The organism is Streptomyces sp. NPDC058335, from assembly GCF_042723915.1.
Lineage (GTDB): Bacteria > Actinomycetota > Actinomycetes > Streptomycetales > Streptomycetaceae > Streptomyces.
Genome location: NZ_JBHXHX010000005.1, coordinates 380,849 through 404,685, shown reverse-complemented (window position 1 = coordinate 404,685; position 23,837 = coordinate 380,849). Strand labels below are relative to the sequence as shown.

The window sequence follows — 23,837 nt, the reverse complement described above, 5'->3', positions numbered from 1 at the left end:
ATGACTGTGGGCAAAGAACAGGCCCCGAGTTCGATGGGCGTTCCCATCCCGAACCCGGGGCCTGAAAGTGCCTCTGGGGGCTGTGTGCTCCCTGAGGGCTGTGCGCTCCTGAGCGTTACGCCTCCGCCGCCGCCTTGGCGGCGATGTCCGTACGGTTCTGGGAGCCGTCCAGGCCGATGCGCGCGACCGCCCGGTAGGCCCGTTCCCGTGCCTGCGTGAGGTCCTCGCCGGTCGCCGTGACGGACAGCACGCGGCCGCCCGCGCTGACCACCGCGTCGCCTTCGCGCCGGGTGCCGGCGTGCAGGACGTACGCGTGCGGGGCGTCCTCGGCGGCCACCTCGTCGAGGCCGGTGATCGGGTCGCCGGTGCGCGGGGTGCCGGGGTAGTTGTGCGAGGCCACGACCACGGTGACGGCCGCCTCGTCGCTCCACCGCAGGGGCGGCAGGTCGGCGAGGTTGCCGGTGGCGGCGGCCATCAGGAGGCCGGCCAGCGGGGTCTTCAGGCGGGCCAGCACGACCTGCGTCTCGGGGTCGCCGAAGCGGGCGTTGAACTCGATGACCCGCACGCCACGGCCGGTGATCGCGAGCCCGGCGTAGAGCAGGCCCGAGAACGGGGTGCCACGGCGGCGCATCTCGTCGACGGTCGGCTGGAGGACGGTCTCCATGACCTCGTCGACCAGTTTGGGGTCGGCCCAGGGCAGCGGGGAGTACGCGCCCATGCCACCGGTGTTGGGGCCCTCGTCGCCGTCGAGGGCGCGCTTGAAGTCCTGGGCGGGCCGGAGCGGGACGACCGTCTCGCCGTCGGTGACGGCGAAGAGGGACACCTCGGGGCCGTCGAGGAACTCCTCGATGACGACGCGCCCGCAGGCGGCGGCGTGCGCCTTCGCGGCCTCCAGGTCGTCGGTCACGACGACGCCCTTGCCGGCGGCCAGACCGTCGTCCTTGACGACGTACGGCGCTCCGAAGGCGTCGAGGGCCGTGGCGGCCTCGGCGGGGGTGGTGCACACGTAGGAGCGGGCGGTCGGCACGCCGGCGGCGGCCATCACGTCCTTCGCGAACGCCTTCGAGCCCTCCAGCTGCGCGGCCTCCCGGGAGGGGCCGAACACCGGGATGCCCGCCTCGCGCACGGCGTCGGCGACCCCGGCGACCAGCGGCGCCTCCGGGCCCACGATCACGAGCTGCGCGCCCAGCTCGGTGGCCAGCGCGGATACGGCCTTGCCGTCCAGGGCGTCGACCGGGTGCAGCTCGGCGACCTCGCCGATGCCGGCGTTGCCGGGGGCGCAGTGCAGGGAGGTGACCGCGGGGTCGAGGGACAGTGAGCGGCACAGGGCGTGTTCGCGGGCGCCGTTGCCGATGACGAGGACGTTCACAGGGCCAGCCTAACGGGCCCGGCCGAGGGTGCTTTGTGCGGGCTTCCGAAGGGTGGCGGGCCGGCTGTTCGTAGGTTCCGCCGAAACGGGTCCCCGAGCTGCGGTGATGACCGCTCCGGTCAGGCGCCGCCTCCTGGGCGTCGGACGTCGCCCGCTACTCGTTGGTGAACTCCTCGACCACGGTCGCCCCCAGCTCGCGCACGATCAGTTCGTGTCCGGAGAGGGCCGACTCGTTGAGGTCGGGGTCGTCGTCCTCGGGGATGTCGTCCTCGGCGGAGACGTGCTCCCGGGCCGGGGACTGGGGTCTCTGGGATGCGTGGGGGGAGGCCGACGGCTGGGCTGACCGGGCCTGCGGTGGGCCGGGCGGAGCGGAGGAGTGCGTGGACTGGGGGGCCGTCATGCCGCCGCCCGTACCGGCGCCGGGGACGCCACCGCCGTAACCGCCGCCGTAACCGCCGCCCCCGGCGTTCGCCCCGCCGGGGCCCGACGAAGCGGGAGGGCCGCCGAAGCCGCCGGACGGTGCGGGTGCGGAGCCGCCGCCGGACGGGTCGACGAGCGCGTCGATCTTCCACTGGACGTTGAACAGCTCGGCCAGCGCCTGCCGCAGCACGTCCTCACTGCCGCTGCTGACGAAGTTGTCACGGGCGCCCGAGTTGACGAAGGCGATCTGGAGGGTGGTGCCGTCGAAGCCCGCCACCTGGGCGTTCTGGCTGAGGAGGATCCAGGTGAAGCGGCGGCGGTTCTTGACCGCCTCCAGGATGTTGGGCCAGAGCGTGCGGGGGTCGAGGCCACCGGCGGGCGGAGCGTAGGCACCGGCCGCCGGGGCCGCTGCGGGAGCGGCCGGCGTCGGGGTGGACGCGGCGGCCCCCTGGTCGGGGGTCGCCGGGGGGCGTCCACCGCCGCCCGCGGGCGTGGGGGTGGGCCAGCCGCCGGGCCTGCGCCCGCTGCCGGCGACGGTGGGGGTGGGCCAGGCGCCGGGGGCGGAAGCGGGGGCAGGGGCGGGCGGGCTCGCTTCGGCCGGCGCGGGCGGGGCGGGAGGAGCGGGTGCGGCCGATGGCTGGACCGGCGCTGCCTGCTGGGGCGCCGGGTGCGCCGGAACCTGGGGCGGCTGAGGGGCCGCCGGCGCGCTCGGGGCCGCCGCGGGGCCGCGTACCGCCGCGCGGGCGGCTGCCGCGCCGCCGCCCGGCGGGACGGGGGCGCCGGTCGGGGCCGAGGGGACCACCGCGTGGGCCTCCGGTCCGGGGACGTATCCGACGGCGGGCATTCCGGCCGGGACCGCCCCCGCGGAGAAGTTGACGCCGCGCTCGATCCGGTCGAGGCGGGCCATGACGGAGCGCTCGTCGCCGTAGGCGGCCGGGAGCAGTACGCGGGCGCAGATCAGCTCGAGCTGGAGGCGGGGCGAGTGGGCGCCGCGCATCTCGGTGAGGCCCTGGTTGACGAGGTCGGCGGCGCGGCTCAGCTCGGCGGCGCCGAAGACGCCCGCCTGGGCCTGCATCCGCTCGATGACGTCGGAGGGGGCGTCGATGAGACCCTTCTCCGCGGCGTCCGGGACGGCGGCGAGGATCACCAGGTCGCGCAGCCGCTCCAGCAGGTCGGCGACGAACCGCCGCGGGTCGTTGCCCCCCTCGATGATCCGGTCCACGACCTCGAAGGCGGCGGCCCCGTCACCGGTGGCGAACGACTCGACGACGGAGTCGAGCAGCGAGCCGTCCGTGTACCCGAGGAGGGAGGTCGCCATGGCGTATGTCACACCGGCCTCGCCCGCGCCCGCGAGGAGCTGGTCCATGACGGACATGGAGTCACGCACGGAGCCGGCGCCGGAGCGCACGACGAGCGGGAGGACCCCCTCCTCGACCGGGATGTTCTCCTTCTGGCACACCTCGCCGAGGTACTCCCGAAGCGTCCCCGGCGGCACGAGCCGGAAGGGGTAGTGGTGGGTCCGGGACCGGATGGTGCCGATGACCTTCTCGGGCTCGGTGGTGGCGAAGATGAACTTCAGATGCTCCGGCGGCTCCTCGACGACCTTGAGCAGCGCGTTGAAACCGGCCGACGTGACCATGTGGGCCTCGTCGATGATGTAGATCTTGTAGCGGCTGCCCGCGGGCCCGAAAAAGGCCTTTTCCCGCAGGTCACGGGCGTCGTCCACACCACCGTGCGAAGCGGCGTCGATCTCGATGACGTCGATGGAACCCGGGCCGGTCCGCGCCAGGTCCTGACAGGACTGACACGCGCCGCACGGCGTGGGCGTGGGGCCCTTCTCGCAGTTCAGGCAACGGGCCAGGATGCGCGCGCTGGTCGTCTTGCCACATCCGCGCGGACCGCTGAACAGGTACGCGTGATTGACCCGGTTGTTCCGCAGCGCCTGCTGCAACGGGTCGGTGACATGCTCCTGCCCGATGACCTCGGCGAACGACTCCGGGCGATAGCGGCGGTACAGCGCGAGAGACGACACGCATACGAGGTTATAGGCGCCCACCGACAACCGGCCCCGCCCCGGAACGCAAGCGCCCCCCACGCACCCGCCAGAGCCGACCTACCCTTGCTGCCTTCCGGCCCTGGGGGAGTTCAGTCAGATAGCGCCGCGTGAGGGGCTGCGCCCACAGTACCCGATGGCGGCCGGGGGGAACGAGTTCGCGAGCACTCCTCAACGTCTTGTATTGTTTGCCGCGGAGGATTCGCCTAGTGGCCTAGGGCGCACGCTTGGAAAGCGTGTTGGGGGCAACCCCTCACGAGTTCGAATCTCGTATCCTCCGCCAGTGCCTCACCGGGCACGATGTCGAAGGGCCCCGCTGCTTGCAGCGGGGCCCTTCGTCGTGGGGGTGTTCCAGCCGCGAGAAACCTGGTCGGCGATCGAGACGTGGTTCGGTAGCTTGCCGCCGTGAAAGACCACCGAAGGGGCGGTGCCGCGTAGGCGCCCGTCAGCCCTGCGGGGCGAGGTCCCTCTCCGTGCTGGGAGGCGGCGGTATCCGTCCATCGACCGCCGGCTGATCGCGGAAGAGCGCTCGGGAACTGCGCGCGCTCGTCGCGGCCCTCGGCCGCTGATCCGAGCGCCCACCGACCGGAGCGCCACTGACCCGGGCGTCGCTGAACCCCGCCCGTTCAGCCGGCCCCCTCAGCGCGTGATGCGTACCGTCTTCGTCTCCGTCACCTGGTCGATCTCCGAGGCGCGCACGGTCACGTTCATCTCCCAGGTGCCGGGGAGGGGGAGGTTGACGGCGTCGGCGGCCCAGTAGCCGCCCCGGTCGGTGATCCTCGCGTCGAGCGGGCCGATGTCCTGGCCGGGGAGGCTGAAGGACATGCGGAGTTCGGGCACGGTGGCGAAGCCGCCGTCGGGGCCGTAGACCACGGCCTGCACCGAGTTCTCGCCGACCCGGCCCGGGTCGAGGGTGATCTGCACGGTGCCCCGGGCGCCGGGGGCACCGGGGGTGCTCATGTCGAAGGGGACCGTGGTCACGGTGGCGACGGGCAGCCCGACCGACTGCTCGGACGTCGCGGCCTCCGCCTGCGCCCGGCCGGGCAGGGTGCCCGTCAGCACGGTCGTGAGACCGAGTACGACGACGGAGACGACGACCTCCGCGAGGACGGACCGGCGCAGGGCACGGCGGTGCGCGTGCTCGGCCGGGGTGAGGGGCGGGCCGTCGCCGGGCCGGGGCCCGTCGGGCAGGGAGGGCCCGTCCGCGGGAGTCCGGGCGGCCACCCCCTCCTTCGCGGAAGCGCCGACCCCGGCTGCCACCCTCACCTTCGCCTCCTCCGGCAACTCGTTCTCCTCGGCCTCCGGCATCTCCGCCTCCTTCACATCCGTCACGTCGGTCCCGTCCGTGTGTTCCTCCTCGGTTCTCACCAGCCGCCCCGTCCACTGCCGCGACCACGCGCCCGCCAGGAGCAGCAGGCCCACCGCCACCAGCTTGGCCAGCAGGGTCCGGCCGTACGTCGTGTCCGTGAGGGCGTCGAGGGTGCCGAGGCCGCGCCAGGCCTGGTAGACGCCGGTCACCGCGAGGACGGTGACCGAGATGGTGGCGAGCCGGGAGAAGCGGGCGGCCACGGCGGCCGGGAGGGTGCCGTGGCGGAGCAGGGTGAGCAGGGCGGCGAGGCCGCCGAGCCACACCGCCATGGCGAGCAGGTGCAGCACCGAGGAGGCCATCGCGGCCGGGACCTGGATGCCGGCCGAGGCGTGTTCGGCGGCGGCCCAGGTCAGGGCGAGGCCCACGGCCAGGGCGGTTCCGGTGACGAGGGTCGCCCGGGTGGGCCGGGCCCGGCCGCGCTGCCGGAGCAGGAGGATGGCGGCCGCGGCCAGCAGGAGCAGCCGGGCGGCCAGGGCGATGCCGGGCCGGCCGGAGAGGGTCCGGGTGAGGCCGGAGGGGTCGAGGGCCTGGGCGGGGCCGGCGCCGGTCTCGTAGGGGGCGCGCAGCAGGAGCAATAGGACCGTCGACGCGGTGAACGTCCACCAGCCCGCCACCAGGAGCCCGCGCAGCGGCCGGACGTCCGGGGGGCGGCACAGGGCGACGAAGGCGGCCGTGCCGACGAGCAGGGCGGCGGCGCCGTACGCCAGATAGCGGCCGAGTTTGTGCAGGCCGGCGACGGCCGGGTCCTCGACAGGGCCGCTGGGGACGGTGGCCAGGGTCGGGGAGGGCGCGCCGATCGAGAAGGTGAAGGCGCCCGCGATGGGGTGGCTGTCCGCCGACACGACCCGCCAGGCGACCGTGAAGGTGCCGGTGCCGAGGTTGGCGGGGAGGGTGACGCGGGCGGTGTCGGACCGGCCGTCGACGTGCTGTGCCTCGCCGGTCTCGACGCGCCCGTTGCCGGGGTCGAAGACGCGGAAGGTGTCGTCGATCAGGCCGACGGACTCGGTGAAGGTCAGGGTGATGCTGCGGGGAGCGGTCTTGAGGACGGCCCCGTCGGCGGGGTCGGCGCCGCGGAGGGCGGCGTGCGCGGACGCCTGGCCCGCGGCCCCGAGGAGGAGCAGGAGGAGTGTGGTGCCCAGCAGCACCAGCGCCCGGAGCCGCCGGGTGCTTACGCCCGTACCGCGCCGCCGTCCGCCGTCGCGCCCTTCGTTCACGTCACCGCTCCGTACGTCGGACTCCCCTGCCGGGGATACGTACGGACAGCGGGCCGGTCCTGCTCACCACGCCGGCCGTGCCGACACCCCGCCGTCCACGACCAGGTCGTGTCCGGTGATCCAGGAGGCGAGCGGGGAGGCGAGGAAGACGCAGGCGTCGCCGACGTCCTCGGGGCGGCCGAGCCGGCCGACGGCGACCGCCTCATGCCAGCGCCGTACGCCCTCGGGCCAGGCCTCGGCCAGGCCGTCCCGTTCGATCAGGCCCGGGGAGACGGAGTTGACGCGGACGCCGTGGGGGCCGTACTCGCGGGCCGCCGCGCGGGCGTGCAGGACGACCGCCGCCTTGGAGGCGGCGTAGTGGGCGTGGCCCTCGGCGGGTGTCGCCGCCTCCACCGAGGCGATGTGGGTGATCGTGCCGCCGCCCTGGCCGCGCATGATCTCGGCGGCGGCCTGGGTGCAGGCGAAGACGCTGGTCAGGTTGGTGTCGACGACCTCCCGCCAGTCCGCCGCCGTCATGCCGGGCAGGGACCGCACGGGCTGTACGCCCGCGTTGTTGACGAGGCTGGTCAGCCGTCCTCCGCCACCTCCGCGGGCCCACTCGGCGGCCTCCCGGACGAGTCGCCGGCATTCCTCCTCGGCCCGCAGATCGGCCTGGAGGACGAAGGCCCGGCCCCCCGCCGCGACGATGTCCGCGGCGACGGCCCGAGCCGCCTGCACCGCCGTACGGCAGTGCAGTGCCACCGCCGCGCCCTCCTCGGCGAAGCGCAGCGCGATGCCTCGGCCCAGGCCGCCGCCCGCGCCCGTGATCAGGGCCGTCCGGCCCGCCAGCAGGGTCATGGACGGCACAGTTCCGCGATGAGGGCCGCCCGGTCCGGGTGGCGCGCCGTCAGGGCGGCCGCGTCCCCGTGTTCGTAGCCCGCGTAGGTGAAGCCGGGGGCCATGGTGCAGCCGAAGAAGGCCCAGGCGCCGCCGGACGTCACCCGCGCGCCCATCCAGGTGCGCGCGGGGACGGTGAGCTGCGGGTGCTGGCCGCCGAGGACGTCCGGGCCGAGCACGGCCGTGCGGGAGGTGCCGTCGGGGGCGAGGAGCAGCAGCTCCAGCGGGTCGCCGAGGTAGAAGTGCCAGATCTCGTCGCCGGGGAGTCGGTGCAGGGCCGAGAAGTCGTCCGCGGTGAGCAGGGCGACTATCGCGGACCCGGCGGAGGTGCCGTCCGGCAGTGCGGGGCCGGTCCAGGTACGGCGGAACCGGCCGCCCTCGCGGGGGATCGGCTCCAGACCGTAATGCGCGACGAGGTCCTGGGGGGTCACCCGGGGAAGGCTACCTCCCGCCTGAGGAAGGCGAGTTGGGCCCTCTTCTCCGGCAGGTACACGTCCGGCAGGTCGATCTCCGGGAGGGTGACGACCGGTCCGGGCTCGAAGCCCTGGCGGATGAAGCGGGCGAGGGCCTTCTCGTTGCGCACGTCGGGGTCGACCACGACCCGCCGCCGGTCCCTCCCCACCAGCACGTACGACGCGAAGACGGTCATCAGCGCCGACGACCAGCCCGGCCGCGCGCCCCGCTCCCCGGCGGGCGCGATCAGCACGTGGACGCCGATGTCCCCGGGCTCGACCTCGTAGCACTCGCCGACACGGTCCTGTGAAGGTTCGTACGTCTGGAGTACGGCGACGGGCTCGCCGTCCAGCTCGACGAGGTGGGCGTGGTGGGTGTCGAGGCCGGCCATGTGGGCGTAGATCTCGGCGACCTGGTCCTGTGTCAGGCCGTTCATGCCCCAGAACGCGGCGCGTTCCTGACTGACCCAGCCGTGCAGGACCGTCGCGTCGGCCTCGGCGTCGACGGGCCGGATACGGACGGTGCCGAAGCCGTCCGCCTTCTCCTCGTGGACGTACACGTCAGTCATCGCTCTCCTTCGTCAGGTGCGCCCAGTCGGTGACAACCGGGGCCAGCTCGCCCGTGAGCCAGAGGGGGAGCTGATCGTGGTGGTGGGGGCTGTCGGGGTGGCCGGAGGCGCCGTAGGGCACGATCCAGCGGCTGTCCTCGCGGCGGGCCAGGTCCCAGACGTAGCGGGCGGCCGGACCGCGGGCCGCGAGGTCGGTCCAGCCGGGCACGGCGGAGGTGCACAGCACGCAGTCGTGGTCACCGGAGAGGGCGGGGGCCTCCTGGGAGGGGTCGGGCAGGGCCCGCCAGGGGGCGAGGCGGTGGGTGTCGCCCCAGCGGGCGGCCGGCTGCCCGGCGGCCTCTTCGAGGGCTTCCTTCACGAGTCCGGGCCGGTCGATGCCGTACAACTCCTCGGCGCGCAGGAGGTGTTCGAGGGCGAAGCCGATGCGCGGGAGGAGGGCCAGCCAGGGGAGGAGGACCTCGGGGTAGGCGGGCGGGGCGGTGAGCGCGGCGAAGGCGGGCTCGGCGGCGAGGCGGCGCACGAGCGCGCTGCGCACGGCCGCGAACCGCGCCGCTTCCTGACTGCCCGCGTCCATACGGCGGTCCCAGCGCAGGAGTCGGGCGCGCAGGTCGGCCGCCGCCGCGGTGAGGCCGTCGAGGGCGGCCAGGTGGTCCAGCAGGGGTGCGGCGGAGGCGAGGTGGGTGTCGGTGTGGATGGCCGGCATGTCGGACGAGGACCACTTCCGGCGCTCGTCGAGCAGCGCCCGGATGCGGTCGGCGCGGTGCGGCGGCGCGAACTCGACGCCCAGCCCGGCGGCCGGTCCGCGCTGGTTGGCCATGACGGCGACGCCGTCGGTGAGTCCGGCGCGGGGCATCTCGTGCCAGCCGGTCCACTCGTGGCCGGGCTCCCAGGCGGGCACCAGACGGGTGCGGTTGGCCCGCGCTCGTACGGGGACGCGGCCCGCGACCCGGTGCAGCAGGCCGCCCTCGGTGTCGGCGGCCTGGACGACGTTGACCGGCTCGGCCCAGACGTCGAAGGCGCGGTCGACGTCGGCGACCCGGCGGGCCCGCAGGAGGGGGAGCAGGGCGGAGAAGCCGAGGTCGCCGGTGACGCGGGGCGGGTGGCGCAGGGCGAGCGCGAGCGGGGTGCCGTCGTCGAGGCCGTCCGGGTTCCCGTCGTCGAGGCCCTCGGGGCCGCCCGCGATCACCGGGCCGCGCTCGGTCTCCAGCACCTCGACCTCGACGGTCTCCTCCCCCGCCACCCGGACGAGTTCGGTGTGCCGGGCGACCCGCCGCCAGCCGCCGTCCGGGCCGAGGGCCTCGACACCGGCGCCGGTGCGGCGCAGGCGTTCGCGGTAGAGGTCCTGGTAGTCGGCCATGGCGTTGGTGATGGCCCAGGCGACCGTGCCGGTGTGTCCGAAGTGGGCGATGCCGGGGATGCCGGGCACGGCCAGTCCGACGACGTCGAACTCTTCGCAGGCCAGCCGGATCTGCTGGTAGACGCCGGGGTCCTCGATGAAGCGGTGCGGGTCGCCGGCGATGACGGCCTGTCCGGTGACCGTGCGTTCGCCGCTGACCAGCCAGCCGTTGCTGCCGGAGGTGCCGGGTCCGTCGGTGGCGAACAGGCCGACGGCGTCCTCGCCGAGGTGGCGGGCTGCCTCCTCGCGCCACAGCTTGGCGGGGAATCCGGCGAAGAGGATGTGGGTGGAGAGCCAGACGGCCAGCGGGGTCCAGGGCTCCCAGCGGCCGGGGGCGAGGGCTACGCGCTCGAACTCGGGGGTCACGCGCAGGCCTTCGTTGACGCCGTCGACGTACGCCTGTACCCAGTCGGCGGTCTCGGGGTCGCGCTCCTGAAGGGTGCTGAAGCAGCGGCGGGCGGTGTCGTCGAGGCGGGCGCGGCGGACGAAGCGGTCCCAGGGGAGGGCCTCGGGGCCGAGGAAGGACGCCGACGTGCCCTGGGCGCGGTGCCGCTCGATCTCCAGCTGCCAGGCGCGGTCGCGGGCGGTGACCCGGCCCTGGAGGCGGGCGAGGGCGCGGGCGCTGCCGGCCCGCAGATGCGGAATGCCCCAGGTGTCCCGGTAGATCTCCCCGCGTTCTCCTTCCGCCTGCCGGGCGGCTCTGTCCGTCTCGCTCGTCACCCTGTGACCCTTCTTACGTTTAGGTTAGGCTCACCTAATAATCGGTGCAGGAATCGTACGCGAGAGGTGAAGAGGCATGGCGCAGGGGAGGGGCTGGGAGGGCGCGGTCCTCAAGTTGATGCGGGCGAAGGACTTCACCCTGACCGTCACGGGGGCCGAGGAGGTCACCCCGGAGTACCGGAGGCTGCACCTCACCGACGGCGGGCTGCTCGCCGCGACCGGCGTCCACCCCACGATGTGGGTGCGGCTGTGGTTCACCGACGCGGGCAAGCCGCACCAGCGGGCCTACACGCTGGTCGACCCCGACCCGGCGGCCGGCACCTTCTCCCTCGAGTTCGCCCTGCACGAGGGCGCCGCCAGCGACTGGGCGCGGGCCGCGAAGCCGGGCGACAGCATCGAGGCCACCGTCCAGGGCACGGGCTTCGCCGAACCCGCCCCGCCCCCCTCCCACATCCTCGCGATCGGCGACCCCGCCTCGCTCCCCGCGATCAACTCCCTCCTCGACGCCCTCGACTCCGCACCGGCCACCATCTGGTTCGAGGGCGGCGGGGAGGACCTCCCCTTCCGCACCGACCCGGCCCGGCACGACCTCCGCCGCACCCCCCGCACCGAGCTGATCGACCGGGTGATGACCGAGCTGCCCGCCCTCCTGGCGGCCACCGCGGACCCGTACGTCTGGATCGCCTGCGACACCCGGACCACCCGCACCCTGTCGGCGTACGTCCGCAAGGACCTGGCTGTTCCCAAGGAGCGGACGCACGCGCTGGGGTACTGGCGGGTCGGCTGACGGGCCGGACGGGCCGACTGCGGGAGTGACGGGCGGGGCCGGGCCCAACCGGCGGGCCGGGGTCGGGGCGAACGCGCGTCCCATCCCCCCGCGCGGCATGATCGAGGGTATGGACGTCACCCTTCACCTCGCCCAGGAACCCGAGGCCGATGAGCTTCTGGGCCGGTCCCCGCTCGCCGCGCTGGTCGGGATGCTGCTGGACCAGCAGGTTCCGATGGAGTGGGCGTTCAAGGGACCCCGGACCATCGCCGACCGGCTCGGCGCGGACGATCTCGACGCGCACGACATCGCCGCCCGCGACCCCGAGGCCTTCACCGCCCTGCTGTCGGAGAAGCCGGCCGTGCACCGCTACCCGGGTTCGATGGCCAAGCGGATCCAGCAGCTGTGCCAGTACCTCGTCGAGCACTACGACGGTGACGCGAGCGCCGTCTGGGACGGTGTGCCCACCGGCGCGGAGCTGCTGAAACGGCTGGAGGAGCTGCCCGGCTTCGGCAAGCAGAAGGCGCAGATCTTCCTGGCCCTGCTGGGCAAGCAGCTCGGCGTCCGCCCGCAGGGGTGGCGGGAGGCGGCCGGCGCCTACGGTGAGGCGAAGTCCTTCCGGTCCGTCGCCGACATCACCGGCCCGGAGTCGCTGGTCAAGGTGCGGGCGCACAAGCAGGAGATGAAAGCGGCGGCCAAGGCGGCGAAGACCGCCGAGGGGTAAGCCGCCCGGCCCGGCCCGGGTGGCGGGCCGCCTCCACCGGGACTGAGCTGGGTCCATGACCGAGCCTCCCACCGGCTCCCCCTGGGACCCGGAGTACGACGACCGCAGAGTCCACTCCCAGCACGCCATGCCCACGCACGCGGCCCCACCGCACGCGGCCTCACCGCACCGGCACGAACCCGAACCGCCGTTCGAGGGCCCGCTGCACGCCCTGTCCCGCGCGGCCTGGCAGGTCGTCCTGCTCACCGGGGTCGCGTCGCTGGTCCTCGGCATCCTGGTCCTGGTCTGGCCGGGCGCCTCGCTGTTCGCGGCCGGCGTCCTCTTCGGCGTCCACCTCGTCGTCAGCGGCGTCCTCCAGCTCGTCGCGGCCTTCGGCACCCACAAGACGACCTCGCTGCGCGTGCTGGCCTTCGTCAGCGGGGCCCTGTCGCTCCTGCTGGGCCTGTTCTGCTTCCGCGGCCCGATGCAGTCGATCCTGTTGCTGGCCCTGTGGATCGGCATCGGCTGGGTGATCCGCGGGATCACCCAGACCCTGGCCGCCGTCTCCGACCGGGGCATGCCCGCGCGCGGCTGGCAGATCTTCCTCGGGATCGTCACCTTCGTCGCCGGGGTCGTCCTGATCGACTCCCCGTTGGAATCGGTCGCCGTCCTCACCCTCGTGGGCGGCATCTGGCTGGTGGTGGTCGGCGTGGTCGAGATCATCACCGGGCTGCGCATCCGGGGCCGGGCGGAGCAGGTCCCCCGCCCCCTGTGAGCCGCTTGGCGATCCGCCGGTGAGCCCCGGACGTGCTCCGAACGGGCGATTCTGGCGCCCGGTGTGCTGAACGCCGGGCGTGTCGCGGGCAGATGACCTGCCATGAGCAGCACCGCAAGAACCCTCCCGCGCCGGCGCTCCTGGCTGCGGATCCTCGTGCTGCTCCTCGCCGTCCTGGTACCGGCCGCGCCCGCCGCGGTGTCCGCGCCGCCGTCGGTGGCCACCGCGGAGACCGCCGAGTACGACGCCCTCGACGCCCTGCGCCCCACCAGGGCCGCCGCCCGCCGCGCCGCGGACCCCCGCCCGGCCCCGGCATCCGCCGTCCCGCCCGGCCGCACGCTCCCCGCGCCGCCCCGGCCGCCGCACCCCCTGGATCCCCTGGACACCCGGCGCACGGTGGTCCTGCGCTGCTGACGGGCTCGCTCCACCCCGAGGAGGACCCGTCAGTTCGACGCTTCGAGAGACAGAAGGACCCAAGCGATGCCGACAGACCCGTACGCGATCCTGCGCGCCCTGGTGCGCGCGGAGGCCGCCCGCAGTACGCCGACGAAACCGCGGACCGACATCACCGACCGGCAGAAGGCGCGGCCGGTCCCGGAGAACGACCGGGGTCGCTGACGCGCCGGCGGAGGCGGGCCTACCGCCTCCGCCGTGCGGTGCCGAACAGCGAGCGCGTGATCTCCCGCCCGATCTGCGTACCGACGGACCGGGCCAGCGACTTGAACATCCCGCTGCCGACGACCTGTTCGACGACGGAACGGTCCTCCCCGCGCCGCCGCGACGCCTCGGCCTTCCCCGGCTTCCCCGCCTTCCCGGCTTCCTCGCGGGCGGCCCGCTCCGCCGGTACGACGTCCTCGGCGGCCCGCGCCGCCAGCTTCTCGTGCGCCGACTCCCTGTCCACAGCCTGTGCATAGCGCCCGTACAACGCGGATTCCCGCACCGCCCGGTCCAGGGCCGTCCCGTCGACCGGGCCCATCAGGGACTCGGGGGCCCGCAGCCGGGTCGCGGCGACCGGTGTAGGGGCGCCGTTCTCGCTGAGGACGGTGACGACGGCTTCGCCGGTGCCCAGGCCGGTGAGGAGTTCCTCCAGGTCGTAGGCGGAGTCGGGGAAGGTCCTCACCGTGGCCCTGAGGGCCTTCTGGTCGTCCGGGGTGAAGGCCCGCAGGGCGTGCTGGACGCGGTTGCCCAACTGGGCGAGGACTTCGCCGGGCACGTCCTTCGGGGTCTGCGTGACGAAGAACACGCCGACCCCTTTGGAGCGGATGAGCCGCACGGTCCGGGTGATGGCGTCGAGGAATGCCTTCGAGGCGTCGTCGAAGAGGAGATGCGCCTCGTCGAAGAAGAAGACGAGCTTGGGCTTGTCGGCTTCGCCGACTTCGGGAAGGTCGTGGAAGAGGTCGGCCAGGAGCCACATGAGGAAGGTGGAGAACAGTTGCGGCTTGTCCTGGACGGCGGGCAGTTCGAGGACGGAGACGATCCCTCGGCCGTCGTCCGCCGTACGCAGGAACCCGGCCGTGTCGAACTCCGGTTCGCCGAAGAAGTCGGACATGCCCTGCGCCTCGAAGGCGGTGAGGGACCGCAGGATCACACCGGCCGTGGCCGCCGACAGACCGCCGATGCCCTTCAGCTCGCTCCTGCCCTCGTCGGAGGCCAGGAAGGCGACGACCGACCGCAGGTCCTTCAGGTCGACCAGCTCCAGGCCCTTCTGGTCGGCGTAGTGGAAGACCAGGCCGAGAGACTGTTCCTGGGTCTGGTTGAGCTGGAGCACCTTGGACAGCAGCAGCGGGCCGAAGCTGGTGATCGTGGCCCGCAGCGGGATGCCGTGACCGAGGCCGCCGAGGGCGTAGAACTCGGCCGGGAAGCCGGTGCCCGCCCACTCCTGTCCGACCTCCGCGGAGCGGGAGGCGACCTTGGCGTTCGAGACGCCCGGCGCGGAGATCCCGGACAGGTCTCCCTTGACGTCGGCGAGGAAGACCGGCACCCCTTGCGCGGAGAGCTGCTCGGCGATGAGCTGGAGCGTCTTGGTCTTGCCGGTGCCGGTGGCGCCCGCGACCAGACCGTGCCGGTTGAGCATGGGCAGCGGGACGCGGACCTGCGCCCCGGGCAGACAGCTCCCGTCCCACAGCAGGGCGCCGAGATCGAGTGCGGGGCCGGTGAAGGCGTACCCGGCGGCGACCCCGGCGGCGCTCGGCGGCAGACTCATCGACAGCCCCTCGTTCCGTTATGGACCTGTTCGTCACTTCTTTTCCAGACTCGCACTCCGCCGCCATGGCTGCGCCCGGAACGTCTGGACCGGTAGGCTTTCCGTGTGATCTTCAAGCGCATCGGAAACGGCCGGCCGTACCCCGACCACGGCCGGGAAAGCACCCGGCAGTGGGCGGACGTCGCGCCGCGCCCGGTCCGCCTCGATCAGCTGGTGACCACCAAGCAGCAGCTCGACCTGGAAACCCTGCTCGCGGAGGACTCGACGTTCTACGGCGACCTCTTCGCGCATGTCGTGAAGTGGCAGGGCGACCTGTATCTGGAGGACGGCCTGCACCGCGCGGTCCGGGCCGCGCTCCAGCAGCGCCAGGTGCTCCACGCGCGCGTGCTCGAACTGGACTGAGCCGGCCCCGAGGCACCCACCCGTCACTTCCCGGCCCCGCGCCGGTTGGCCCTTTCGGGTGCTCTGCGCGCTGTCGAATGATCATCTAGTAGGCATGGCCGCCCCGGCGCACTACGCTGCGCTCATGAGCATGCTGACTCCCCCCGGCATGGGCGGCCAATACCGGATCACGGGGGACAAGTACCCCCGGATGCGCCCGCACCGGCGACGCGGCAGGCTGGTCGGCGCGGTCGTCGCCTGCGGAGCCGTGCTCGGTGTGGCCGGCTGGGGAACCCTTCAGCTCATCGACGTCTTCACCGGCGGCGGGGGCACCGCGTCGGCGGCCGGGACGAAGGCCGGCTGCCTGACCAAGGCGAGCCCCGCGGCCACCGCGTCCCCGGCCGTGCTGCCGAAGCCCGCGCAGATCACCGTGAACGTCTTCAACGCCACCACCCGCAGCGGCCTCGCCAAGACCACCGCCGACGAACTCAAGAAGCGCGGCTTCCGGATCGGCGAGGTGGGCAACGCCGGTCCGCAGTACGACAAGAAGGTCACCGGCACCGGCGTGCTGCTCGGCCCCGCGTCGTCCCTCAACACCTCGCTGCCGGTCCTGGCCACCCAGCTCACCACCGCCGAGCGCCGCACCGACGCCGCCCACAAGGGCACCACGATCGACCTGATCATCGGCAACGGCTTCAAGACGCTGACCAGCCAACCGGAGGCGGCCAGGGCACTCACGGCCCTGGCCGCGCCGAAACCGACGGCGACCACGAAGAAGGACTGCTGAGCGCCGTACCCCTCAGGTACGGCGCGTACTACTCGGCCGCGCCGTACAGGCGGTCGCCCGCGTCGCCCAGGCCCGGGACGATGTAGCCGTGCTCGTTGAGGTGGTCGTCGACGGCCGCCGTGACGACGGTGACCGGGTAACCCGCCAGCTCGCGCTCCATGATCTCCACGCCCTCGGGCGCGGCCAGCAGCACCACCGCGGTGACGTCGTCGGCGCCCCGCCGGATCAGCTCGCGGATCGCCGCGACCAGCGTGCCGCCGGTGGCCAGCATCGGGTCCAGGACGTACACCTGACGGCCGGACAGGTCCTCCGGCATGCGGGTGGCGTACGTGGAGGCCTGGAGCGTCGTCTCGTCACGGATCATGCCCATGAAGCCGACCTCCGCGGTCGGCAGCAGCCGGACCATGCCGTCCAGCATGCCGAGACCGGCCCGCAGGATCGGCACCACCAGCGGACGCGGACGGGCGAGCTTGACGCCGGTGGTGCCGGCGACCGGCGTCACGATGTCGACCTGCTCGGTACGCACGTCCCGCGTGGCCTCGTAGGCGAGCAGGGTGACCAGCTCGTCGGCGAGGCGACGGAAGGTCGCGGAGTCCGTGCGGCGGTCGCGCAGCGTGGTGAGCTTGTGGGCGACCAGGGGGTGGTCGACGACGTGGAGACGCATGTCCACAACAGTAACCGCGCCCGAACGGCCCGGCGTCCCCACACACAGTGAGCCTCTGCCCCAGGGCTCCGGTTTCCGTGGGCATCAAACCGCCCTTCGCAGGGAAGGTGGGTGGACACGGACCAGGGTGGTGGACCAATGGCTGACCTGCCAGAGCGTGCGGCGCCGCGACCGGAGGAGCCGTCGGACAAGCCGTCGGAGGGGCCTCCGGAGACCGAGGGCGAGCGCCGCCGGCGACGCGCCCAGTTCCTGCGCGACCTCGCCGAGGCCCGGGAACTGCGCGACCGCGTCCAGCCGCGCCGCGCCAAGACCGCCCGGCTCCGACACGCGATGCGCATGCGCACATTCCGCTGGTAGCCGCCCGCCCGGTGCCCGTCGGGAAGATCGCCGACGGCGCGCGAGTTACGGGGTGGGCATGCGTGGCCGTATGGCAAAGCCGCGTACGATCCGCGGTGGTGGCAACGAGTGCGCTGGTGAGTTGCTCGCGGACGTCCCCGTGGAACCGCGATCAAAACGTCCGGACACAGGGAGCCGAAGACGTCCCCTGGACGCCTTGTTTCTGCCACGATTCCGAGTGGGTGGGGCTCGGAGCGCATTAGCTCTCTCCGCCCGCAACCTCCGCCGGGGGGACCCCCAACCGGCACGCCTATGACCAGTGGGAGAGTCACGGTGTACTTCGCCGCACTGCTCGCGCGCACCGAAGACGGGTGGGAAGCGAGCGACACAGAGCTCGACGATGTGGAAACCCTGTCGGATCTGGCCGACCTGGCCCGGGAAGCCTCTCCCGACGAGGACACCGTCCTCGTGCTGATCGAGCAGGAGGACTCCTGGTTCGGGGTCGTCCGCATCGACGGCGAGGAGGACCCGCGCATCTTCGTCTCCGACGCGAGCGCCGCCGCCCGCAGTTCCTACGGCGAGATCCTGCTCACCGACGAACTGCTCGGCCGAGATCCGGGCGACGCCGACGACCTGGACGCCCTCGACCTCGACCTCGACGGCACCGAGGACGGTGACGACGAGAACGACGAAGGGGACGACGACGAGGACGGCGTGGCGAGCGCCGGTCCGGCCGAGGCGGTGCCGCACGGCCCCGTCGGCGACGCCGGCATCCTCGACGACCTCGGCGTCGGCGAGAAGGAACTGAAGTCGCTGTCCTCGGACGCGCTCACCGAGATCGCCGAGTCCCTCGGGGCCTCGGAGGTCCTGGAGACCGTCCGCTGACCGCACCGACCGAGGGGGGCCGGTCCGCCGACCCCGTACGTGACCGATGGCGGGCCGCGATGCGGCTCGCCCTGGACGAGGCCGCGCTGGCCGCCCGCGGCGGCGACGTACCCGTCGGCGCCGTCGTCCTGGGCGCCGACGGCACCACCGTCCTCGCGACCGGCCACAACGAACGCGAGGCGGGCGGCGACCCCACGGCCCACGCGGAGGTGCTCGCCCTGCGGCGGGCCGCCGCGCGGACCGGGGAGTGGCGACTGACGGGCTGCACGCTCGTCGTGACGCTGGAACCGTGCACGATGTGCGCGGGCGCGCTCGTCCAGTCCCGCGTGGACCGGGTCGTCTACGGCGCCCGCGACGACAAGGCGGGCGCGGCCGGCTCCCTCTGGGACGTCGTCCGCGACCGGCGGCTCAACCACCGCCCCGAGGTGATCGAGGGCGTCCTCGCCGAGGACTGCGCCGGGCTGCTCACCGAGTTCTTCCGCTCCCGCTGATTCCTCCGCCGACAGCTGCCGCTGGTCCTTCCGCGAATCCTCCCGCGGAATCCGATTTCAAAGCGGGGCTCACCTTGTTGTAAGGTCTCTCTCGGTAGCGTGTCCGAGCGGCCGAAGGAGCTCGCCTCGAAAGCGAGTGTGGCGCAAGTCACCGAGGGTTCAAATCCCTCCGCTACCGCTGATGACACCCCCTGAACCGTGGCGACACGGGTCAGGGGGTGTCTTGCTGTACGGCCGATGCCGCGTACCCCCCGAAAACGCCCCGCCGGTCGTGGCGTTGGTCAGGAAAAATGATGTGAGGGTTACACTCGCGGCCGGCAACAGGGGGCCCTAGGGGCAGTACTCAGAGGGAGGCCGCGGTGGCGGTGAACGCAAAGAAGATCGCCGTCTACGCACTCGTGGTCTTCGTGCTCTACGTGATCATCACGGACCCGGAGAAGGCGGCGGACTACGTCCAGATAGGCTTCGAGGGCATATCGGACGCCGCCAGCGCCATCGGCGACTTCTTCACCTGGCTCGCCGACGGAGCGAAGTAGAAGGCGCTGCGCGGCAGTAGCCACTGGGAGTGCCCTTGATCCGCCATCTGGTCCTCTTCAAGCTCAACGAGGGCGTCACCCGCGACGACCCCCGGGTGACGGAGGGCGAAGCGGCCTTCCGCGCCCTGGGCGGGCAGATCGAGGAGCTGCGCTTCTGGGAGCTGGGCTGGAACATCAGCGACCGGCCCATCGCCTACGACTTCGCGATCAACTCGGCGGTCGAGGACGCGGACGCCCTCAAGCGGTACATCGAACACCCGGCGCACCAGGCCGGCGTCGCCCTCTGGCGCGAGTTCGCCACCTGGGTGGTCGCCGACTACGCGTTCTGAAGCGCCCCCACTGAGCCCTCCGCCGGAACGGGCGGGGGGCTTTCGCGCGTCCTGCGCCCAACTTCTCCCTCAACACGGTGTTATGGGGTGCTTGCACACAGTGCACATGTCTTGTGATGCTATGACCGCTTTTGATGGATGAGTTGACCGAAGTTGACCTGATGAAGAGGTGGCGTTGACCGTGCCGGCCAGTACTGCGCCGCCTCAGGAAGAGGCACCCACCCCGACGACGCCCGAGCGGCGCCGCGGCGCGGACACCCGGGCACTGACCCAGGTGCTCTTCGGCCAGCTGAAGAACCTCCAGCCGGGCACGCCGGAGCACGACCGCGTGCGCGGGGCGCTCATCGAGGCCAACCTTCCGCTCGTCCGCTACGCCGCCGGACGCTTCCGCTCCCGCAACGAGCCGATGGAGGACGTCGTCCAGGTCGGCACCATCGGCCTGATCAACGCCATCGACCGCTTCGACCCCGACCGGGGCGTGCAGTTCCCGACCTTCGCCATGCCGACGGTCGTGGGCGAGATCAAGCGGTACTTCCGCGACAACGTGCGCACCGTCCACGTACCGCGCCGGCTGCACGAGCTGTGGGTGCAGGTCAACAGCGCGACCGAGGACCTGACCACCGCCTTCGGCCGTACGCCGACCACCGCCGAGATCGCCGAGCGGCTGCGGATCCCCGAGCACGAGGTGCTGTCCTGCATCGAGGCCGGCCGCTCGTACCACGCGACCTCCCTGGAGGCCGCGCAGGAGGGCGACGGGCTGCCCGGCCTGCTGGACCGGCTCGGCTACGAGGACCCGGCGCTGGACGGGGTGGAGCACCGCGACCTGGTCCGCCACCTCCTGGTCCAGCTCCCCGAACGCGAGCAGCGGATCCTGCTGCTGCGCTACTACAGCAATCTGACCCAGTCCCAGATCAGCGCGGAACTCGGGGTCTCCCAGATGCACGTCTCACGCCTCCTGGCCCGCAGCTTCCAGCGGCTGCGGTCGGCGAACCGCATCGACGCCTGAGGGGCCTCGGCGGGGGTGGCCCGCAACCCTCGGGGTAGCCCTTCGGGGGTACTCCTTCAGGAGTACTCCTTCGGGGTGAAGACGCGTAACCGAACGCGGGATCGATCCATCACCGCCATGGGCGAATCACTCAGCGGGGCGCTTCCTGTCCGAACTGTGCTGAAACACCGTCACACCCCCTCTTTCCAGGGCTGATTCGTGACTCACATGTCGACATGTCACTACAGCGTGTTGCCGACATGTGACATTCTGCCGGAAGCGCGTTTGCCAGGGCTTCGGCTCCGGTATTCAGGTGAAGGCTGGCGTTCCTCGATCCGGAGCGTTCGTCACGACCGTCCCGCGACCCAAAGGGGGTGGCATGTCCGCAGACCAGGGCAGCTCGAAGGTGCTCATGCTCACAAAGAGCGAGTCCGCGCCCACCGAGCCCGTCACGCCCGTCGAGCCCGACGTGCTCGACGCCGTCACGGCCCTCGAGGCCGCTCCCGTCCCGGCCCTTCCGGCCACGGGGGCCATCGACACCCGCACCCTGTCCCGCTCCCTGTTCCTGCGGCTGGCCGCGCTCGACGAGGAGAGCCCCGAGCGCGCGTACGTCCGGGACACGCTCATCGAGCTGAACCTCCCGCTCGTGCGGTACGCGGCAGCACGCTTCCGCTCGCGCAACGAGCCGATGGAGGACATCGTCCAGGTCGGCACCATCGGCCTGATCAAGGCGATCGACCGCTTCGACTGCGAACGGGGCGTCGAGTTCCCGACCTTCGCGATGCCGACGGTCGTGGGCGAGATCAAGCGCTTCTTCCGCGACACCTCGTGGTCGGTGCGCGTCCCGCGCCGCCTCCAGGAGCTGCGGCTGGCCCTCACCAAGGCCAGCGACGAACTCGCCCAGAAGCTGGACCGCTCACCGACGGTGGCCGAACTGGCCGTCGTCCTGGGCGTGTCCGAGGAGGACGTGGTCGACGGCCTGGCCGTCGGCAACGCGTACACGGCCTCCTCCCTCGACTCCCCGGCCCTCGAGGACGACGGCGGCGAGGGCTCCCTCGCCGACCGCCTCGGCTACGAGGACACGGCACTGGAGGGCGTGGAGTACCGCGAGTCGCTGAAGCCCCTGCTGGCCAAGCTGCCACCGCGCGAGCGGCGGATCATCATGCTGCGCTTCTTCGCCAACATGACGCAGTCGCAGATCGGCGAGGAGGTCGGCATCTCCCAGATGCACGTCTCACGCCTCCTCACGCGCACGCTGTCCCAGCTCCGCGAGGGCCTGATCTCCGACTGAGCCACCGAGCGGGCCCCTGCCGGGTCCGTGCCCGTCCGCGGGGTTCCTTCCTGACGAACCGTCAGCCACACTGGCGCGATGCGCCGGCCAACGTGGACACAGGGCCGCCGGGGCGCCGTACTGGGCGCGTCGGCGGCCGTCGTCATGTGTACGGGAGGACTCGGACTCCTGGCCGCGGGAGGCGGCGGCCAGGACGGGGGTTACGTGGCGACAGGCGCGGCACCGGGTCCCTCGGGAGCCGCGGCGCCGCCCACGGCCGGGGTGCGGCTGATACCGCTGGACGACGGGGAGTCCGGGTCATCGCCCTCGGGCGAGGCCGACCCGAGGCCCCGGCCGCCGACGAGCGGCGCCCCGCCGACCCCGCCTCCGTCCCCGGACCCGCGACCGTCGTCGCCCGGAGTGCGGACCAGCCCTGTCCCGCCCCAGGCATCCGCCGGCCCCTCCAAGTCCCCGTCTTCGGTGCCGGTTTCACCCACGGTGCCATCCGCCGGCCCTGCCGTCCTGGACGTGGGCGAGCCCGAACGCACCGCCACGGACCGCCGGTGGTGCGAGCAGGTGACGCTCACCTTCCACAACTCCGGTGGTACGGCGGTCCGTTCGGGTTCGGTGACCCTGGGAACGCACATCATCGGCGCCCTGGGCATCGACTGGGCGACGATCGAGTCCACGCAGGACCTCCCCACGCCGATCGCCCCTGGCGCCCGCGAGCGCGGCACCTGGACGGTGTGCGTGGACGCCTGGCGCGTCCCCCTGGGCATGCACGTGGAGACACGGGACGTGTCGGTGCGGTGGGAGTGACTCCGTCGGTTTGACCGGGGGCGGGGCGGGTGCGGACCGGGGCGGGTGCGGACCCAGGGCAGGTACGGACCCAGGGCAGGTACGGACCCGGGGCGGGAACGGACCCGGGGGCGGGAACGGACCCAGGGCGGGAACGGACCGGGCGGGAACGGACCCGGGCAGGAACGGGCACGGTGGGCGTGGCCGACGCGTATGTCCTGGGGAGCGCCCCCTGGTCGCCTGAGCGCGCCTGATCTGGGCTGGCGTGCCCCGCGCGGGACCCTCTGAGGCCCGTACCACCAAGGCGCGCCCCGCGTCAGAGCCGCTGAGACCCGTACGCCGAAGCCGCACCCCGCGCAGACTCCGCCGAGACCCGTACGCCGAAGCCGCACCCCGCGCAGACTCCGCCGATACGCGCCCGCGCCGGGGCCCCGTACCACCAACCCGCACCCCGCACCGGCGCCGCCGAGGCCCCGCGCGGCCGAGGCCCCGCGCGGCCGAGGCGCGTGCCGCCGTCCGTTACTTGAGCGCCAGCCAAGCCACCGCCGCCACGATCGCGACCGCCGCGACGATGCCGAGGATCAGGCCGAGGCGGGAGCCGGTCGGAGCGGGGGCCGGGCGGGAGGCCTGGGGGGTGCCCTCGTCGACGAACGCTCGGAACATCTGGGTGCTGCCGGCGGGGTCGTTGGTGCCCTGGGGGCCCTGCGTGTTAGCCATGCCCCGAGACACTAGCGAAAGTGGCCGGGGGGACCCAAGCGGGGGGCGTGCTCCGGTCCGCTCGGGACGCGGCCATGGGGGACCGCTGCCACCTGGGCATTTACGTTCGCAATACTTGCCTTTGCCAACTTTTTGCGGCCCTCGCCCTCGATTTGTTTGCCTGTAGCAACCAAGCGCTTCTATGGTTGCCCTAAGCAACGAACACGGGAGGTGTGATGGCCGGGCAGGCGCAGTTCGAGGAGCTGGCGCGTCAGCTCAGCGCCGTCGGAGCCGTGAAGCGGGACCTCGGACGGATACTGCCGGCCGACTGCTCGCCGGGCTCGGCGGGTGTGCTGACGCTGCTCGACCGTCACGGTGACCTGCGGATGAGCGCCCTGTCCGAGCTGCTGGCCGTGGACATGTCGGTGACCAGCCGGCACGCCGCGCACCTCGCCGAGCGGGGCTGGATCGAGCGGTCCCCGGACCCGGCGGACAAGCGCTCGCGCATCCTGCACATCACCCCCGAGGGCCACGCGATGCTCGCCGAGCTGACCCGGCGCAGCACCGATCTGCTGGCGGAGCGGCTGAGCGACTGGACCGACGACGAGGTCGGCCAGCTCATCGGGCTGATGACCCGGTTGCGCGCCAGCTTCGGCGACTGCCGGTCCACCACGCACCGGCCCCACCGGCCGCCTCCCGTTCCCCCTCCGGTCCCCGCTCCCGTTCCCGTGAGCGAACCCCCACGTGGACCGTCAGGTGAACAGACCACCCGTACACCCGCACAAGCGACGTAA

26 protein-coding genes, 2 tRNA genes and 1 other RNA gene are annotated in these 23,837 nt (G+C 72.8%); 18 read left to right on the top strand and 11 right to left on the bottom strand.

Annotated elements, in window-relative coordinates; all coding sequences use genetic code 11:
* Positions 1 to 115: 115 nt before the first annotated feature.
* The 3 genes from purD to ffs form a co-directional block, all read right to left on the bottom strand.
* Positions 116 to 1,369: a phosphoribosylamine--glycine ligase gene (purD, locus tag ACFWJX_RS12240; protein WP_383240654.1), complete on the bottom strand. Its 1,254-nt coding sequence runs from the start codon at positions 1,367 to 1,369 to the stop codon at positions 116 to 118.
* A gap of 154 nt (positions 1,370 to 1,523) precedes the next feature.
* Entirely contained in the window at positions 1,524 to 3,821 is a 2,298-nt protein-coding gene (locus ACFWJX_RS12235) for a DNA polymerase III subunit gamma and tau (RefSeq protein ID WP_383240651.1), read from the bottom strand.
* A gap of 45 nt (positions 3,822 to 3,866) precedes the next feature.
* Positions 3,867 to 3,965: signal recognition particle sRNA small type (gene ffs / locus ACFWJX_RS12230), an RNA gene on the bottom strand.
* 72 nt (positions 3,966 to 4,037) lie between these two features.
* Here ffs and ACFWJX_RS12225 point away from each other — a divergent pair.
* Positions 4,038 to 4,125: transfer RNA gene (locus tag ACFWJX_RS12225), tRNA-Ser, on the top strand.
* A gap of 356 nt (positions 4,126 to 4,481) precedes the next feature.
* Here the strand turns inward: ACFWJX_RS12225 and ACFWJX_RS12220 are convergent.
* The 5 genes from ACFWJX_RS12220 to ACFWJX_RS12200 form a co-directional block, all read right to left on the bottom strand.
* Positions 4,482 to 6,356: a copper resistance CopC/CopD family protein gene (locus ACFWJX_RS12220; protein ID WP_383240830.1), complete on the bottom strand. Its 1,875-nt coding sequence runs from the start codon at positions 6,354 to 6,356 to the stop codon at positions 4,482 to 4,484.
* Positions 6,357 to 6,488: 132 nt separating this feature from the next.
* The gene (locus ACFWJX_RS12215; protein WP_383240648.1) at positions 6,489 to 7,262 is read right to left on the bottom strand and encodes an SDR family NAD(P)-dependent oxidoreductase; all 774 of its coding nucleotides are present in this window, start codon (positions 7,260 to 7,262) and stop codon (positions 6,489 to 6,491) included.
* A complete protein-coding gene (locus ACFWJX_RS12210; RefSeq protein WP_383240645.1) occupies positions 7,259 to 7,732 on the bottom strand; it encodes a cupin domain-containing protein in 474 nt (157 codons plus the stop codon). The genes ACFWJX_RS12215 and ACFWJX_RS12210 overlap by 4 nt, the downstream gene beginning before the upstream one ends.
* Positions 7,729 to 8,322, bottom strand: a complete 594-nt coding sequence (locus tag ACFWJX_RS12205; protein WP_383240643.1) for a GNAT family N-acetyltransferase — start codon at positions 8,320 to 8,322, stop codon at positions 7,729 to 7,731. Before ACFWJX_RS12205 ends, ACFWJX_RS12210 begins: the two co-directional genes overlap by 4 nt.
* Positions 8,315 to 10,438 (bottom strand): penicillin acylase family protein, encoded by a 2,124-nt coding sequence (locus tag ACFWJX_RS12200; protein WP_383240640.1) that lies wholly within the window; start codon positions 10,436 to 10,438, stop codon positions 8,315 to 8,317. The genes ACFWJX_RS12205 and ACFWJX_RS12200 overlap by 8 nt, the downstream gene beginning before the upstream one ends.
* Before the next feature lie 76 nt (positions 10,439 to 10,514).
* Between ACFWJX_RS12200 and ACFWJX_RS12195 the strand changes: the two genes are divergently transcribed.
* From ACFWJX_RS12195 to ACFWJX_RS12175, 5 genes are all read left to right on the top strand, one after another.
* Positions 10,515 to 11,225, top strand: a complete 711-nt coding sequence (locus tag ACFWJX_RS12195) for a siderophore-interacting protein (RefSeq protein ID WP_383240637.1) — start codon at positions 10,515 to 10,517, stop codon at positions 11,223 to 11,225.
* A 109-nt stretch (positions 11,226 to 11,334) separates the two neighbouring features.
* Positions 11,335 to 11,928, top strand: coding sequence for an HhH-GPD-type base excision DNA repair protein (locus tag ACFWJX_RS12190; protein WP_383240634.1), 594 nt, complete (start codon positions 11,335 to 11,337; stop codon positions 11,926 to 11,928).
* A gap of 55 nt (positions 11,929 to 11,983) precedes the next feature.
* Complete coding sequence (locus ACFWJX_RS12185) at positions 11,984 to 12,682, top strand: HdeD family acid-resistance protein (RefSeq protein ID WP_383240631.1); 699 nt, start codon at positions 11,984 to 11,986, stop codon at positions 12,680 to 12,682.
* 102 nt (positions 12,683 to 12,784) lie between these two features.
* Positions 12,785 to 13,096, top strand: a complete 312-nt coding sequence (locus ACFWJX_RS12180) for a hypothetical protein (RefSeq protein ID WP_383240629.1) — start codon at positions 12,785 to 12,787, stop codon at positions 13,094 to 13,096.
* A 66-nt stretch (positions 13,097 to 13,162) separates the two neighbouring features.
* Entirely contained in the window at positions 13,163 to 13,300 is a 138-nt protein-coding gene (locus ACFWJX_RS12175; protein ID WP_383240626.1) for a hypothetical protein, read from the top strand.
* A gap of 19 nt (positions 13,301 to 13,319) precedes the next feature.
* Here the strand turns inward: ACFWJX_RS12175 and ACFWJX_RS12170 are convergent, their stop codons facing one another.
* Positions 13,320 to 14,885, bottom strand: coding sequence for a helicase HerA-like domain-containing protein (locus tag ACFWJX_RS12170; protein WP_383240623.1), 1,566 nt, complete (start codon positions 14,883 to 14,885; stop codon positions 13,320 to 13,322).
* A 105-nt stretch (positions 14,886 to 14,990) separates the two neighbouring features.
* Here ACFWJX_RS12170 and ACFWJX_RS12165 point away from each other — a divergent pair, with 105 nt between their 5' ends.
* Both ACFWJX_RS12165 and ACFWJX_RS12160 read left to right on the top strand, forming a co-directional pair.
* Positions 14,991 to 15,287 carry a type II toxin-antitoxin system VapB family antitoxin gene (locus tag ACFWJX_RS12165; RefSeq protein WP_004943146.1) on the top strand — a complete coding sequence of 99 codons (297 nt, stop codon included), beginning with the start codon at positions 14,991 to 14,993 and terminating at the stop codon, positions 15,285 to 15,287.
* Between the two features lie 124 nt (positions 15,288 to 15,411).
* Positions 15,412 to 16,053: a LytR C-terminal domain-containing protein gene (locus ACFWJX_RS12160; protein WP_383240619.1), complete on the top strand. Its 642-nt coding sequence runs from the start codon at positions 15,412 to 15,414 to the stop codon at positions 16,051 to 16,053.
* A 28-nt stretch (positions 16,054 to 16,081) separates the two neighbouring features.
* Here ACFWJX_RS12160 and upp read toward each other — a convergent pair whose 3' ends face one another.
* Positions 16,082 to 16,717, bottom strand: coding sequence for a uracil phosphoribosyltransferase (gene upp, locus ACFWJX_RS12155; RefSeq protein WP_359063363.1), 636 nt, complete (start codon positions 16,715 to 16,717; stop codon positions 16,082 to 16,084).
* A 138-nt stretch (positions 16,718 to 16,855) separates the two neighbouring features.
* Here upp and ACFWJX_RS12150 point away from each other — a divergent pair, with 138 nt between their 5' ends.
* The 9 genes from ACFWJX_RS12150 to ACFWJX_RS12110 all read left to right on the top strand — a co-directional run bounded on the left by ACFWJX_RS12150 (position 16,856) and on the right by ACFWJX_RS12110 (position 22,368).
* Positions 16,856 to 17,074, top strand: a complete 219-nt coding sequence (locus ACFWJX_RS12150) for a hypothetical protein (RefSeq protein ID WP_383240616.1) — start codon at positions 16,856 to 16,858, stop codon at positions 17,072 to 17,074.
* A 312-nt stretch (positions 17,075 to 17,386) separates the two neighbouring features.
* A complete protein-coding gene (locus ACFWJX_RS12145) occupies positions 17,387 to 17,938 on the top strand; it encodes a hypothetical protein (protein ID WP_383240828.1) in 552 nt (183 codons plus the stop codon).
* 59 nt (positions 17,939 to 17,997) lie between these two features.
* On the top strand, positions 17,998 to 18,429 hold the full coding sequence (gene tadA / locus ACFWJX_RS12140) for a tRNA adenosine(34) deaminase TadA (protein WP_383240613.1): 432 nt from the start codon (positions 17,998 to 18,000) through the stop codon (positions 18,427 to 18,429).
* Positions 18,430 to 18,522: 93 nt separating this feature from the next.
* Positions 18,523 to 18,607 (top strand) — tRNA-Ser (locus ACFWJX_RS12135).
* A 181-nt stretch (positions 18,608 to 18,788) separates the two neighbouring features.
* Complete coding sequence (locus ACFWJX_RS12130) at positions 18,789 to 18,965, top strand: hypothetical protein (protein ID WP_319263458.1); 177 nt, start codon at positions 18,789 to 18,791, stop codon at positions 18,963 to 18,965.
* A gap of 35 nt (positions 18,966 to 19,000) precedes the next feature.
* Entirely contained in the window at positions 19,001 to 19,294 is a 294-nt protein-coding gene (locus ACFWJX_RS12125; protein WP_383240610.1) for a Dabb family protein, read from the top strand.
* 175 nt (positions 19,295 to 19,469) lie between these two features.
* The gene (locus ACFWJX_RS12120) at positions 19,470 to 20,300 is read left to right on the top strand and encodes an RNA polymerase sigma factor SigF (protein ID WP_383240607.1); all 831 of its coding nucleotides are present in this window, start codon (positions 19,470 to 19,472) and stop codon (positions 20,298 to 20,300) included.
* Positions 20,301 to 20,658: 358 nt separating this feature from the next.
* Positions 20,659 to 21,570, top strand: a complete 912-nt coding sequence (locus ACFWJX_RS12115) for an RNA polymerase sigma factor SigF (RefSeq protein WP_383240604.1) — start codon at positions 20,659 to 20,661, stop codon at positions 21,568 to 21,570.
* A 507-nt stretch (positions 21,571 to 22,077) separates the two neighbouring features.
* A complete protein-coding gene (locus tag ACFWJX_RS12110; RefSeq protein ID WP_383240602.1) occupies positions 22,078 to 22,368 on the top strand; it encodes a hypothetical protein in 291 nt (96 codons plus the stop codon).
* Positions 22,369 to 22,866: 498 nt separating this feature from the next.
* On the opposite strand, the gene ACFWJX_RS12105 is transcribed toward ACFWJX_RS12110, so the two are convergent.
* A complete protein-coding gene (locus ACFWJX_RS12105) occupies positions 22,867 to 23,064 on the bottom strand; it encodes a hypothetical protein (protein ID WP_383240599.1) in 198 nt (65 codons plus the stop codon).
* A 215-nt stretch (positions 23,065 to 23,279) separates the two neighbouring features.
* Here ACFWJX_RS12105 and ACFWJX_RS12100 point away from each other — a divergent pair, with 215 nt between their 5' ends.
* The gene (locus ACFWJX_RS12100) at positions 23,280 to 23,837 is read left to right on the top strand and encodes a MarR family winged helix-turn-helix transcriptional regulator (protein ID WP_383240597.1); all 558 of its coding nucleotides are present in this window, start codon (positions 23,280 to 23,282) and stop codon (positions 23,835 to 23,837) included.

Bases quoted from the DNA above. Each gene is read 5' to 3' on its own strand.
- ACFWJX_RS12215 (WP_383240648.1), bottom strand. From the start codon at position 7,262: ATGACCCTGCTGGCGGGCCGGACGGCCCTGATCACGGGCGCGGGCGGC.
- ACFWJX_RS12205 (WP_383240643.1), bottom strand. From the start codon at position 8,322: ATGACTGACGTGTACGTCCACGAGGAGAAGGCGGACGGCTTCGGCACC.
- ACFWJX_RS12195 (WP_383240637.1), top strand. From the start codon at position 10,515: ATGGCGCAGGGGAGGGGCTGGGAGGGCGCGGTCCTCAAGTTGATGCGG.
- ACFWJX_RS12190 (WP_383240634.1), top strand. From the start codon at position 11,335: ATGGACGTCACCCTTCACCTCGCCCAGGAACCCGAGGCCGATGAGCTT.
- ACFWJX_RS12185 (WP_383240631.1), top strand. From the start codon at position 11,984: ATGACCGAGCCTCCCACCGGCTCCCCCTGGGACCCGGAGTACGACGAC.
- ACFWJX_RS12180 (WP_383240629.1), top strand. From the start codon at position 12,785: ATGAGCAGCACCGCAAGAACCCTCCCGCGCCGGCGCTCCTGGCTGCGG.
- ACFWJX_RS12175 (WP_383240626.1), top strand. From the start codon at position 13,163: ATGCCGACAGACCCGTACGCGATCCTGCGCGCCCTGGTGCGCGCGGAG.
- ACFWJX_RS12170 (WP_383240623.1), bottom strand. From the start codon at position 14,885: ATGAGTCTGCCGCCGAGCGCCGCCGGGGTCGCCGCCGGGTACGCCTTC.
- ACFWJX_RS12160 (WP_383240619.1), top strand. From the start codon at position 15,412: ATGAGCATGCTGACTCCCCCCGGCATGGGCGGCCAATACCGGATCACG.
- upp (WP_359063363.1), bottom strand. From the start codon at position 16,717: ATGCGTCTCCACGTCGTCGACCACCCCCTGGTCGCCCACAAGCTCACC.
- ACFWJX_RS12150 (WP_383240616.1), top strand. From the start codon at position 16,856: ATGGCTGACCTGCCAGAGCGTGCGGCGCCGCGACCGGAGGAGCCGTCG.
- tadA (WP_383240613.1), top strand. From the start codon at position 17,998: ATGCGGCTCGCCCTGGACGAGGCCGCGCTGGCCGCCCGCGGCGGCGAC.
- ACFWJX_RS12115 (WP_383240604.1), top strand. From the start codon at position 20,659: ATGTCCGCAGACCAGGGCAGCTCGAAGGTGCTCATGCTCACAAAGAGC.
- ACFWJX_RS12105 (WP_383240599.1), bottom strand. From the start codon at position 23,064: ATGGCTAACACGCAGGGCCCCCAGGGCACCAACGACCCCGCCGGCAGC.
- ACFWJX_RS12100 (WP_383240597.1), top strand. From the start codon at position 23,280: ATGGCCGGGCAGGCGCAGTTCGAGGAGCTGGCGCGTCAGCTCAGCGCC.